11 protein-coding genes (1 of these 11 running past the window's edge) are annotated in these 13,265 nt (G+C 45.1%); 8 read left to right on the top strand and 3 right to left on the bottom strand.

The features are described from left to right. From M0C34_RS00110 to pepQ, 3 genes are all read right to left on the bottom strand, one after another. Positions 1-1,010: the 5' portion of a TrkH family potassium uptake protein gene (locus tag M0C34_RS00110; RefSeq protein ID WP_248713644.1), read on the bottom strand. It extends 448 nt beyond the left edge of the window; only the first 1,010 of its 1,458 coding nucleotides appear in the window; it begins with the start codon at positions 1,008-1,010; its stop codon lies beyond the left edge, outside the window. Positions 1,011-1,079: 69 nt separating this feature from the next. Further along, positions 1,080-1,709 carry a YigZ family protein gene (locus tag M0C34_RS00105; protein WP_248713643.1) on the bottom strand — a complete coding sequence of 210 codons (630 nt, stop codon included), beginning with the start codon at positions 1,707-1,709 and terminating at the stop codon, positions 1,080-1,082. Further along, on the bottom strand, positions 1,700-3,025 hold the full coding sequence (pepQ, locus tag M0C34_RS00100) for a Xaa-Pro dipeptidase (RefSeq protein ID WP_248713642.1): 1,326 nt from the start codon (positions 3,023-3,025) through the stop codon (positions 1,700-1,702). Before pepQ ends, M0C34_RS00105 begins: the two co-directional genes overlap by 10 nt. 269 nt (positions 3,026-3,294) lie before the next feature. Between pepQ and fadB the strand changes: the two genes are divergently transcribed. The 8 genes from fadB to M0C34_RS00060 all read left to right on the top strand — a co-directional run bounded on the left by fadB (position 3,295) and on the right by M0C34_RS00060 (position 13,227). Then, positions 3,295-5,454: a fatty acid oxidation complex subunit alpha FadB gene (gene fadB, locus M0C34_RS00095; protein WP_248713641.1), complete on the top strand. Its 2,160-nt coding sequence runs from the start codon at positions 3,295-3,297 to the stop codon at positions 5,452-5,454. Positions 5,455-5,468: 14 nt separating this feature from the next. Continuing rightward, entirely contained in the window at positions 5,469-6,632 is a 1,164-nt protein-coding gene (gene fadA, locus M0C34_RS00090) for an acetyl-CoA C-acyltransferase FadA (RefSeq protein WP_248713640.1), read from the top strand. 128 nt (positions 6,633-6,760) lie between these two features. After that, a complete protein-coding gene (locus M0C34_RS00085; protein WP_248713639.1) occupies positions 6,761-7,477 on the top strand; it encodes a response regulator in 717 nt (238 codons plus the stop codon). 43 nt (positions 7,478-7,520) lie between these two features. Continuing rightward, entirely contained in the window at positions 7,521-8,906 is a 1,386-nt protein-coding gene (locus tag M0C34_RS00080; protein ID WP_305883144.1) for an ATP-binding protein, read from the top strand. Between the two features lie 137 nt (positions 8,907-9,043). Beyond that, on the top strand, positions 9,044-10,294 hold the full coding sequence (locus M0C34_RS00075; protein ID WP_248713637.1) for an ABC transporter substrate-binding protein: 1,251 nt from the start codon (positions 9,044-9,046) through the stop codon (positions 10,292-10,294). Positions 10,295-10,379: 85 nt separating this feature from the next. Continuing rightward, a complete protein-coding gene (locus tag M0C34_RS00070; RefSeq protein ID WP_248713636.1) occupies positions 10,380-11,252 on the top strand; it encodes a carbohydrate ABC transporter permease in 873 nt (290 codons plus the stop codon). A gap of 2 nt (positions 11,253-11,254) precedes the next feature. Next, positions 11,255-12,109: a carbohydrate ABC transporter permease gene (locus M0C34_RS00065; protein ID WP_248713635.1), complete on the top strand. Its 855-nt coding sequence runs from the start codon at positions 11,255-11,257 to the stop codon at positions 12,107-12,109. 5 nt (positions 12,110-12,114) lie between these two features. Then, a complete protein-coding gene (locus M0C34_RS00060; RefSeq protein ID WP_248713634.1) occupies positions 12,115-13,227 on the top strand; it encodes an ABC transporter ATP-binding protein in 1,113 nt (370 codons plus the stop codon). Positions 13,228-13,265: the final 38 nt, after the last annotated feature.

Raw genomic sequence — 13,265 nt, 5'->3', positions numbered from 1 at the left:
ACCGGTAAAAATAATGGCCATTCAGAGAAACTGGTCGTGGTAAAACCAGCCGTGGTAGAAATAGATACCGACTGGAAAAAGGCTTGGTCAAGGGCAATTGCCGGTGAGTTATAAACCTGCTGCGCTAACAACACGCCGAAACAAACCAGGGTCAGGCATATCTGTATAAAAAAGAACGCGCGGCACTCGGGATCAAGAAAGTAATACTTAAAGGTAATATTTCGTCCATTTACTGCAGCAAAGTGCAATGAGAAATTAATCCCTGAGATAATCAGGAACACCGCACATATCGTATTGATAGTTGAACTGTCGAAGTAACCTAAACTAGCATCGTAAGTTGAGAAACCACCGATGGCGATGGTGGAGAAGGCGTGGCAAATGGCGTCAAACAATGACATCCCAGCTAACCAAAAAGCGACACTGCAACTAATGGTTAAAAATAAATAGATATACCACAATACCTTTGCCGTCTCGGCAATCCTAGGCGTCATCTTTTTGTCTTTAACCGGCCCAGGAATTTCAGCCCGATAAAGTTGCATACCTCCCACACCGAGGATCGGTAACACCGCTACTGCGAGAACAATGATGCCCATTCCGCCTAACCATTGCAGCATTTGCCGATAAAACAAGATCCCTTTAGGCAGGTTTTCAATCCCAACGATAACGGTGGCACCAGTGGTAGTTAAACCAGAAAACGATTCAAAAAATGAATCAGTCACCGTCATACTTGGATTTTCGGTCAAGATAAAAGGCAAGGCTCCAACACTACCCAGTACTGTCCAGAACAGCACCACGATAAGAAAACCTTCTTTAGCTTTTAACTCTGTTTTTTGATGGCGTTGCGGAAACCAAAGAATAAATCCAGCGCTAACACAGATAGAAAAAGCTGCCATGAATGCTTTACCAGCACCATCCTTATATATAGCAGCGACAAAAGCCGGAACAATCATAGCGAGACTAAATAACATTACTAGAAGTCCAACGATCCTAATAATCGCTCTGATTTGCATCCGTGTCGTTTCTCTATTCAAATAAAGTTAATGGTGTATATCTTGAAGTAAAGCGCCCCACAAGACAACTTAAGACAATAGCTTGCTCACGTTAATCTGCCCGCTAGATAGATTGATAAGCTGTTGCTTAAAGGCAGAATATTCACTGAGAGGCAGGCTAACCTGCATTTTCGCCAAGTTTGAAAACTGGGTATCTAATTTAGTGGCACCATGTTTGTTGAGTAACATTTCAACTTGCGTAGTATAGCTATAATCATACTCCAGCATGCAACTACCGCTTGCCACTACGGTTTCTGTAGTCAGCAGCTTTAGTGCTTGCTGTACCCCACCGCCATAGGCTTTGACTAAACCCCCCGTTCCAAGTTTGATGCCTCCAGAGTAACGCACCACTACCGCTAATACCTGTCCCAATCCACTCCCTTGTAGCTGCGCTAACATAGGTTTTCCTGCAGTACCGCTAGGCTCACCATCATCACTAAAGCCTAAACATTGGCTATCATTAGGGTGACCAGCAATGAAGGCCCAACAGTGATGCCTAGCTTGTGGATGTGTGTTTTTAATCTCTGCGAGTTGCCTCTGGGCATGCTCGCGGCTTTGCACCGGTACAATCAAACTGATAAAGCGACTTTTTTTTATCACTTCTTCAACACTTACCGCCGATTTAGGGCGTAAGTAATCACTACTGTGTGCTACTTCCAAGTCAGCTCTCTAGTTAAGTTAGTACAGGCTTTACCGGTAATCACTACGTTGTCTTCAATGCGAATACCGCCGAAGCGGCGCATTTCATCAACCCGCGACCAATTAATCAAGCGGGTATGTTCAGATTCGGCCAATTCACTCAACAAACTGGGAATAAAATATAAACCAGGCTCAATAGTGAGCACTTGTTTAGGTTCTAGCATTCGCGTGCAGCGTAAAAATGGGTCACTGCTTGGTGCGGCCAAAATATCCCCATCTTCATTTTGCATAAATCCACCCACATCATGAACCTGTAAGCCAAGGTGATGACCCAAACCATGCGGGAAGAAGGCGCGTGTAATGCCTTTGTCGACAGCCGCCGAGGCGCTGCAATAGACAAACTCAAAATCTACCAGCAACTTTGCCAGCTGGTGATGAGCTTTGAAGTGGAGATCGGTATAACGTTTGCCTGGTTTTAAACTCGCCACCAGCGCTAACTGCAGTTTATCCATTTCGGCAACCAACTCTGCAAATAGGCCCTTTCTATAGGCATAACTGCGAGTAATGTCGGCTGCGTAGCCCCGATATTCCGCACCGGCATCAATCAGCATTGAGTAACGCTGCTTCTCGGGCAGTTTTGTGGCGCTCAACGCCGTGTAGTGCAGGATTGCTGCATTCTCATTGATGGCGATGATGTTGGAATAAGGCAGTGAATTCTCATTTTTACCTAGGCTGGCAAGATAAGCCAAGTTCATCTCAAATTCAGATGCCCCTGCAAAAAAAAGATCTTTTGCCACAATATGCGCTTTTACTGCGCGATGATTGGCTTCTTGAATACACTCTAACTCGTAATCTGTTTTATAGGCGCGATAGTAATGCAAGTAACTCAGTACTGACTCGGGATTACGTTCTCCAATATCGAGGGCCTCAGCTAACTCAGGGTGCTCACCTATATAGGCACAACGTTGCCGTTTTGCTGGAAGGAAAGGCTCAATATCTTGAGGGCTTGTCATTAGTTCAATATCAAAGAAATCTAGCCAAAAACCTGCTGGCTCGCCCGCCTCTTTGTGCCAATAGTCGCTTGCTTGGTGATAAATAAGCTTGGGTTTATCCACTCCATTAACCACCAGCCAACAATGGGGATGTTCGGTTAGCGGTAACCAATGCTTAAAATGCGGGTTCGTTTTGAAGGGGTAATGTTGATCATCAAGGAAGGTACGTAGTGGATAGCCTGAGTGAATAATCAAGGCTTCTAAACTCTCCCTCTCCAGTACATCAGTCACCCGATGCTGAAGCTGCTCAATATGCTGAGTAAACAGTTGTTGAATAGTTAGCATAAAACCCTCTCTACGACTATAAATTAGCTATTTAGTTATAGCGTATTTAGTTCCATTTTTGTTGGATCTAGAGCAGCTAATTGAGCATTGATGGTTTTTATTTGCTCTCGTTAGTGATGCCTTTTTGTGGCGTGACCGACAAAAAGTTAAACAAGTGTTTTAAATGAGTGTTATATTTGCTTTAATGTTTGCGTAACAAACTGATTACAAATTATCTCTAACCCCTACACAAAACTGGTGCTATGTACACCAGCAACAAGGAGAGCAGAATGATATATCAAGGCGAGAACCTCAGTGTTCGTTATATTGCCGACGGTATCGCTGAACTAACATTCGATGCCAAGCAAGGAAGTGTTAATAAATTAGACAAAAGCACTTTAGTCTCGTTGGATGAGGCCATTACCGCATTGCAACAGCAAGCAAATTTAACCGGCTTGCTGGTAAGTTCAGCGAAAGACGCCTTCATTGTTGGAGCCGATATCACCGAGTTTCTCGGCTTATTCGCCCTACCAGAAGAACAACTGGCGGCATGGTTGACTAAAGCCAATGATATTTTTAATGCTTTAGAGGACTTAGCTGTTCCGACAATTTCAGCGGTTAACGGTTATGCACTTGGCGGCGGTTGTGAATTCATTCTGTCTACCGACTTACGGGTCGCCGAACCCAATGCTCGCATTGGCCTACCAGAAACTCAATTAGGCATCATGCCTGGCTTTGGCGGCACAGTTCGCTTACCACGAGTGATTGGTGCCGATAACGCTATGGAGTGGATTACCACAGGCAAAAACTATAAAGCTGGCGAGGCTCAAAAGTTTGCCATGCTTGACGCCGTTGTGCCTGCCGAACAGCTACATGCTGCCGCATTAACGATGTTGCAAGACGCCATAGCGGGCAAAATTGACTGGCAGAGCCGTCGCCAAGCTAAGCTGTCACCATTAGCTTTAAACAAGATCGAAGCAACCATGAGTTTTAACTGTGCAAAAGGCATGGTTATGGCGAAAGCAGGGCCACACTACCCGGCACCGATTACCGCGGTAAAAACCATGGAGAAGGCGGCCCACTTAGGCCGTAGCGAAGCATTAGCCCTAGAAGGTAAATACTTCATTGGTTTAGCCAAATCAGAGGTCGCTCAAGCCTTGGTCGGTATATTCTTAAACGACCAACAACTAAAAGGCTTAGCGAAAAAAGCCTCGAAGAACGCTCAGAACATAGCTCAAGCGGCAGTGTTAGGCGCTGGTATTATGGGTGGCGGTATCGCCTATCAAAGTGCCAGTCGTGGTGTACCTGCGGTGATGAAAGACATTAATCAAGCAGCGCTAGACTTAGGCATGAACGAAGCTAGCAAGCTATTAAACAAGCAGCTTGAGCGCGGCCGTATCGATGGTTTGAAAATGGCTAAAATCCTGTCGGCCATTACCCCTAGCCTAAACTATCAAGCCATTGCTAACAGCAGTATTGTGGTAGAAGCGGTGGTTGAAAATCCCAAAATCAAAGCCGCTGTACTGCAAGAAGTTGAGCAGCATGTTGATGACAACACCATTATTGCTTCAAATACCTCGACTATTCCTATTTCTTTACTGGCGAAGAATCTTGCCCGCCCAGAAAAATTCTGTGGCATGCACTTTTTCAATCCTGTACACCGCATGCCTTTAGTTGAAGTGATTCGTGGTGAGCATACCTCTCAAGACACTATCGATAGCGTGGTCGCCTACGCCGCCAAAATGGGCAAAACCCCGGTAGTCGTCAATGACTGCCCCGGTTTCTTTGTTAACCGCGTATTGTTCCCTTACTTCTTTGGCTTTACTCGCTTACTGCAAGACGGTGCCGACTTCGTCAACGTTGACAAGATCATGGAGAAACAATTTGGTTGGCCAATGGGTCCAGCTTACTTACTTGATGTAGTGGGTATTGATACCGGCCACCACGCCGGTGCAGTCATGGCTGAAGGTTTTCCAGAAAGAATGGCCAAAAACGGTGAAGATGCTATCGATGTTATGTACCAAGCAGAACGCTTTGGCCAGAAAAATGGTCTAGGTTTCTACGCCTACACCAAAGACCGCCGCGGTAAACCGAAAAAAGATGCCGACCCTGCTAGCTATCAACTGTTAGCTAACATCGCTGGCGAAAAATGTGATTACAGCAGCGAACAAATCATTGCCCGTATGATGATTCCAATGATTAATGAAGTGGTCCGTTGTTTAGAAGAAGGTATTATTCAAAGCCCTGCCGAAGCTGATATGGCGCTGGTTTATGGTTTGGGTTTCCCTCCTTTCCGCGGCGGTGTATTCCGCTACCTAGATACCATGGGTCTTGATAAGTATGTCGCGCTAGCCGATCAATATGCTGAACTCGGTCCACTCTACCAAGTGACCGACGGCCTGCGAGCTAAAGCAGCGGCTGGTGAAACTTTTTATGGTAAGCAAGGCTAATGGAGGAATATAAAATGAAAGAAGTAGTGATTGTAGATTGTATTCGAACTCCTATGGGCCGTTCTAAAAACGGCTGTTTTAGAAATGTTCGAGCTGAAGACTTATCAGCCCAACTGATGAAAGGCTTGCTAGAACGTAACCCTAAACTGGATCCTAATGACATAGAAGACGTCTACTGGGGCTGTGTTCAACAAACCTTAGAGCAAGGCTTCAACGTAGCACGTAACGCGGCGTTACTTGCTGGTCTACCCCATTCTACTGGCGCGGTAACCGTAAACCGTTTATGTGGTTCATCCATGCAAGCGCTGCATGATGCCTCACGCGCCATCATGGCCGATCAAGGCGATGTATTTATTGTGGGCGGTGTTGAACACATGGGCCACGTCCCCATGAATCACGGCGTCGATTTCCACCCGGGTATGGCGAAGTCAGTCGCAAAAGCTGCTGGCATGATGGGCTTAACTGCCGAACTGTTATCGCAAATGCATGGCATTAGCCGAGAAGACATGGATGCATTTGGCGCTCGCTCACATCGTTTAGCACACCAAGCCACCATTGAAGGACGTTTTGCCAACGAAATTTTCCCCATCGAAGGTCACGACGCCAACGGTACCTTAAAGCTCATTGAAACCGACGAAGTGATCCGCCCTGAAACCACCGTAGAAGGCTTGTCACAACTACGGCCTGTATTTGACCCCGCCAACGGTAAAGTTACAGCTGGCACCTCTTCAGCCTTATCGGATGGTGCATCGGCTATGTTAGTGATGTCTGCTGAAAAAGCCGCTGAGTTGGGTTTAACTGTTCGCGCTAAAGTCCGCTCAATGGCCATTGCTGGCTGCGATCCTTCTATTATGGGTTATGGACCGGTTCCAGCAACCCAAAAAGCCTTACAACGTGCGGGCCTGAAAGTAGCAGATATTGACTTGTTTGAGTTAAACGAAGCCTTTGCTGCGCAATCTTTACCTTGTGTAAAAGATTTAGGCTTACTCGACCAAGTAGAAGATAAAGTAAACCTAAATGGTGGCGCTATCGCACTGGGTCACCCCTTAGGTTGCTCAGGAACACGAATTTCGACGACCTTAATCAACCTTATGGAAGCCAAAGGTGCCAAATTAGGTGTAGCGACAATGTGTATTGGTTTAGGCCAAGGCATCGCCACCGTATTTGAACGACCTTAAACGCTAAAATAGCCAAAAATGAGAGCGCTAAGCTCTCATTTTTTTTTGTTAATCACGCTAAGCGTTTGTAGATAGCAGGTTGTTTGTTATTCTTAGCCCCCTGTGACTACTTAACCGCAATAGGGCCCATGGTTTTAGCTAAACAATTATTAGTCGTTGATGACGACTTAGAAATAAGAAGCTTACTTGAACAATACTTGAGCAAGTCTGGTTTTGCCGTTATTAGCGCTAATGATGGTGTAGAGATGACTAAGCTACTGGAAACCAACGAACCAGAACTTATCATCCTTGATATAATGCTACCGGGTGACGATGGCTTTACCTTATGCCAAAAAATTCGTCGTACCTCTAACGTGCCTATTATCATGTTAACGGCTAACTCCGATGAAATGGACCGAATCGTAGGGCTTGAGTTAGGCGCTGATGACTACATTGGTAAACCTTTTAACCCGCGCGAATTGCTCGCTCGTATTAAAGCCTTATTACGTCGCTCTCAAGTGACCGCCAATGCCCAACAAAATACACGCTATATTCGCTTTGGCCAATGGCGTTTAGACAGTCAAACCCAACAGTTAGAGCATGAAGATGGCGACAAGCTGGAGCTATCAAGCAGCGATTACCGATTATTGCAGCTGTTTTTACAACACCCAAATCAAACCTTAGATAGAGATACCATTAGCGATGCTACCCGCGGCAGAGAAAGCCTGCCAATGGAACGTGGTATTGACGTGCAAATCAGCCGTCTACGCCAGCGTTTAAAAGACGACGGCAGCCATACCCGTTTAATCCGCACTATTCGCGGTTCTGGCTACATGATGGTTACTCAAGTCAGCCATGAGGTTTAAAGCTTTTTTCGAGCGCGCAAAGCCCAATTCTTTGTTAGCTCGAATGCTGCTACTGTTATTACTGGCGATTGGCTTAGCGCAAACTGCCAGCAGCTTTATTTGGTTTTATCAACTGCGTCAAGCAGAATCTGAAGGTTTAAGCTCAACCTCACGTAACCTTGCCTTAAGCTTAGCCTCTACCGTGACGTTCTTTGAATCCTTGCCATCAGAGTATCGCCATATTGTATTAAACCAATTACGCAATATGGGCGGTACCCGTTTCTTTGTATCTCTCAACCGAGAATATATTGAGATTGATTCTATTCCGGATAGCCATCGTAAAAACGTGGTAATCCAAACCGTCAGCGAAGTATTACATAGTGAACTCAATCGTAGCACGCAGATCGACGTAGATTTCTCAATGCCAGAGACATTACATGTACTGAAAAATGACATATTACTGCAAGACCTTCCTACTTCGTGGGCTTCTCATACTTTGCAAGTACAGCCTCTTAACCCGCCTATATTAGTGACACAAATTGCCTTAGAAAGTGGCGAATGGATATATTTAGCGGCGCTACTTCCGGCCCCCTACATCACGCTTGAAGATAACTTGTTGCCTAAAGATCGGGTCATGTTTATTGCCCTCATGACGTTCTTCTTGTTGCTCTTCACCTTTATCTTAGTTCGCCGTCAAACTCGCCCCTTAAGGCGCTTAGCTAAAGCAGCATCTAGGCTTACCATTGATTTATTTCAGCCCGCTTTAATAGAAGAAGGTAGCGATGAAATTCGTAAAGCAACCCGCGCCTTTAATACTATGCAAGGTAAATTGAAACGCTATATCGAAGATAGAGAATTGCTGTTTCGCTCTATATCCCACGACTTGAAAACCCCGATTACGCGGCTACGCTTACGCGCCGAGCTATTGGATGATGACAGCGTGATAGATGCTTTTAACCGTGATTTAGACGAACTTGAAATCATGGCTAAGGGCGCTTTACAAACAGTAAAAGACACTGATATCCATGAAAACCTTAGTGATATCAATATCATGACTCACCTTAAACACTGTATCGAACCGTTCATTGGTAACGTTGTGGTATTTGGTGAAACCATCGGGCCTTATCGCGGTAAACCTTTGGCGATTAAACGTTGTATTAGCAATCTCGTAGAAAATGGCATCAAATATGGCCATAGCATAGAAATCTATGTGCTCGATGATGACGTTGAGCTGTGTTTATTGTTTGTTGACCACGGGCCGGGTATCCCCAATGATCGACTCACTGATATATTTAACCCCTACGTTCGACTCAGCAAAGACGACTCTGGTTCGGGCTTGGGTTTAGGCATTGCACGCAATATTGCCCATGCACATGGTGGTGATATCACCTTACAAAACCTTCCCCAAGGAGGTTTAGAAGTAAAACTCCAACTACCTCACATTAAATAAGCCATTTGTAACAACTTGGTTACAAATGGTTACTTTGTTATCAGAGTGTTTCGTCTAGTCTAATAAATAGCCAACCAACGCTGTAAGGTGGCTGAAACAAGGAATGGAATTCACAAAAAAATAACAAAGGCATCAATATGCGTAAAATTGCAACTCTAGCCTCTACCCTGGCACTTACCAGCGCTCTAAATTTAGCCTATGCAGGCGAAGTAGAAGTTCTCCATTGGTGGACTTCTGGTGGTGAAGCCAAATCAGTAGGCGTACTAAAAGAAATGCTTGAGGCTCAAGGCCACTCTTGGAAAGATTTCGCAGTAGCCGGTGGCGGCGGTGAAAGTGCCATGACGGTACTTAAAACGCGTGCTATTTCGGGCAACCCACCAGCCGCAGCGCAAATTAAAGGCCATGATATTCAGGAATGGGCCGATCTTGGTTTTCTAAGTAACCTAAACGATGTAGCTAAAGCAGAAAAATGGGATGAAGTTGTTCCTGCGGTAGTGACAAACGTAATGAAATTTAATGGTGATTATGTCGCCGTACCAGTAAACGTCCACCGTGTTAACTGGCTATGGGCGAACCCAGCGGTATTTGAAAAAGCCGGCGCAAAAATTCCCACCACAATGGATGAGTTTTTTGTTGCAGCAGAGAAGCTAAAAGCCGCGGGTATTATTCCACTAGCCCATGGTGGCCAAGCCTGGCAAGACGCCACCGTATTTGAAGCAATAGCCTTAGACATCCTAGGCTCTGAAGACTACAACAAAGCTTTTGTCATGCATGACGACGCCGTGCTTAGTGGCGACAAAATGGTTGAAGTATTTACCGTATTTAAGAAAGTGAGTAACTACATCGACAGTGACTCACCAGGCCGTGATTGGAACATTGCCACCAGCATGGTGATTAATGGCCAAGCCGGCATGCAAATTATGGGCGACTGGGCGAAAGGCGAATTTATCGCTGCAGGTAAAGTACCAGGTAAAGATTTTGTCTGTTTACCAGCACCCGGTACCGACGGTCAATTTACTTTTAACATCGACAGTTTCGCCATGTTTGAATTGAGCAACAGCGATAACGTCACTGCTCAAAAGAGTTTAGCTAAAACCATTCTTACTCCTGAGTTCCAAGAAGTATTCAACTTAAACAAAGGTTCTATTCCGGTTCGTACCGATATGGATATGAGCAAATTTGATAGTTGTGCTTTAGATTCAATGGCGACCTTTAAGGCCAGTAATAAATCAGGTGATTTAGTACCAAGTATGGCTCATGGCTTAGCAACAACAGGCTATGTACAGGGTGCCATCTACGATGTAGTCACTAACTTCTTTAACGATCCTAACGGTGACCCTAAAGAGACAGTGGTTAAACTGGCTCGTGTAGTTAAAGCCGCACAATAAGCCCTAAAGTTCCGGCCTGCCGGTCGGAACTTGCTCCTGCTATTACCTTGTTAGTTTGAACATGGAGTTCGAACGAGGCTGTACTATGTTTAATACTCTGCAAAAATGGTTACCCAAAATCATCTTATCGCCCTCTATATTGCTGGTGACGGTATGTATTTATGGTTATGTAGCTTGGACCGGCTACCTATCACTGACCCACTCACGTTTTTTACCTAATTTTAAGTGGGCTGGTTTACTGCAATACAACAAATTAATGGAGAACGATCGCTGGGTCACCTCCTGCATCAACCTGCTGATTTTTGGTGTGTTGTTTATTCTTATTTCAATTATTTTAGGTACCTTACTGGCTATTTTGCTTGACCAAAATATTCGCCAAGAAGGGGCTATTCGTACCATCTATCTCTACCCAATGGCACTGTCTTTCATTGTTACAGGAACCGCCTGGAAGTGGATACTCAACCCAGGGTTGGGATTAGAGAAGATGATGCATGACTGGGGCTGGACCAGTTTTGAATTTAACTGGCTGGTGAGTAACGACATGTCGGTATATACCTTGGTGATTGCGGCAGTATGGCAATCTTCAGGCTTTGTTATGGCCATGTTTTTAGCTGGCCTAAGAGGGATCGACTCAAGCATTGTTAAGGCCGCCCAAATTGATGGCGCAAGCATGCCAATTATCTACTGGAAGATCATTTTACCTTGCCTACGACCGGTGTTTTTCAGTGCGGTAATTATCACCTCACACATTGCCATTAAGAGCTTCGACTTAGTGACCGCATTAACCTCTGGTGGGCCTGGTTACTCCTCAGATTTACCCGCTTTGTTTATGTATACCCATGCCTTCACTAGAGGACAAATGGGCTTAGGAGCGGCCAGTGCAATGATGATGTTAGCGGGGGTATTGGCGATCCTTGTCCCCTACCTTTACTCAGAATTGCGTAACCGGGAGCAATAATCATGACTAAATTTTCACCGGGTCGTCTATTCATCTACTTTATTTTAGTGCTGTTTTGCGCCATCTATTTAATGCCTTTGTTAGTGATGTTACTCACTTCTTTTAAATCCTTACCCGATATTCGCGGCGGTAATTTGTTGTCATTGCCCGAGGTATGGGTATTTGATGCTTGGTTTAAAGCCTGGGGAACGGCCTGTACCGGAGTCACCTGTGAAGGAGTAAAAGGATATTTTTGGAACTCCTTCAAAATGGCGGTACCGGCAGTATTCATTTCCACCTTAATTGGTGCGCTTAACGGGTATGTTATTGCACATTGGCGCTTTAAAGGCTCAAACACCTTCTTTGCCTTGATGTTGTTTGGTTGTTTCATCCCTTTTCAAGTGATCTTACTGCCAATGGCTGCCACCTTAGGTAAATTTGGTCTAGCCAATACCACCACCGGCTTAGTATTTGTGCATGTGGTTTACGGCTTGGTATTCACCACGCTGTTCTTTCGAAATTTTTACGTGTCGGTTCCGGCAGAGCTAGTAAAAGCCGCCAAGCTTGATGGTGCAGGCTTCTTTACTATCTTTTTCAAAATCATGCTGCCCATTTCCAAACCTATCATCATGGTTTGCATCATTTGGCAGTTCACCCAAATATGGAACGACTTCTTGTTTGGGGTGGTTTACTCCGGTTCAGACTCCCAACCGATTACGGTCGCGCTAAACAACTTAGTCAACACCAGTACCGGGGTGAAGGAATATAACGTTGATATGGCCGCGGCCATAATTGCGGCCTTACCGACCCTGTTTGTCTACGTAGTGGCTGGAAAGTATTTTGTGCGCGGGTTAACCGCAGGCTCAGTAAAAGGATAATGTAAATGGCGACCTTAGATATAAAAAAGCTCCACAAACGCTACGGTAAGAATGGCCCCAACATCTTAGAAGATATCAATATCTCGATTAATTCGGGTGAATTCTTGATTTTAGTCGGCCCTTCGGGCTGCGGAAAATCAACCTTGATGAATATGATTGCAGGCTTAGAAAGCATTACCGGCGGAGATATTTGCATAGACGGAAACGTGGTGAATGATGTAGCCCCTAAAGACCGCAATATTGCCATGGTATTTCAGTCTTATGCGCTTTACCCCAATATGACGGTACGCGGAAACATTGAATTTGCACTAAAGATTCAAAAAATGGAAAAAGATGATCGCGATAAAGAGATTACTCGCGTAGCGCAATTATTACAGATTGAACATCTGCTAGACCGCAAACCTTCACAGCTTTCAGGGGGGCAACAACAGCGAGTCTCCATGGGCCGCGCGCTCGCTCGCCAACCTAAAATCTATTTATTTGATGAACCCTTAAGTAATCTAGATGCAAAGCTTCGAGTAGAAATGCGTCACGAAATTAAAAAACTGCATCAACGCCTAGGCACCACCATTGTCTATGTGACACATGACCAAATTGAAGCGATGACCCTCGCTGACCGTATTGCGGTGATGAAAGACGGCGAGCTGCTGCAACTAGGCACCCCCGCAGAAATCTATAATGACCCAGCAGATATGTTTGTGGCAGGTTTTATGGGCTCACCAGCAATGAACTTTTTGCATTGCAGCGTAGAAAAAAATGAGCATGGCTTAGTCGGCTCATTGGTGTGTGACCAACAGCAACAGCACACCATACCCTTACCAGAGCATTTGAGTAATTACGCCGGGAAATCAATAGTAGTAGGGATTAGACCGGAACAAATCACCCATGTTAATCCTTATAAAAAGGATAAGCCCTTGGTGACAACACTCAGCCTTAAGCTCGGTGTACTTGAACCCACTGGCCCCGATACCATTGCCTTAGTCACCCTCAATGATAAAGAAATAAGCTGTCGTTTAGACCCAGACAAGCCGGCCGTCACCGGACAAAACCTAGAGCTGATGTTTGATATGTCTAACGCTATATTCTTCGATTCAAATAACGAACAACGAATCAGATAAAAAACCAACGAGGCTTAAGCCTCGTTTTTTTGTCCCGA

The sequence above is a fragment of the Agarivorans sp. TSD2052 genome, assembly GCF_023238625.1.
In the GTDB taxonomy this organism is placed as follows: Bacteria; Pseudomonadota; Gammaproteobacteria; order Enterobacterales; family Celerinatantimonadaceae; genus Agarivorans.
Note: the sequence above shows the minus strand (reverse complement) of the source record. Positions and strands in the feature narration are given on the sequence as shown.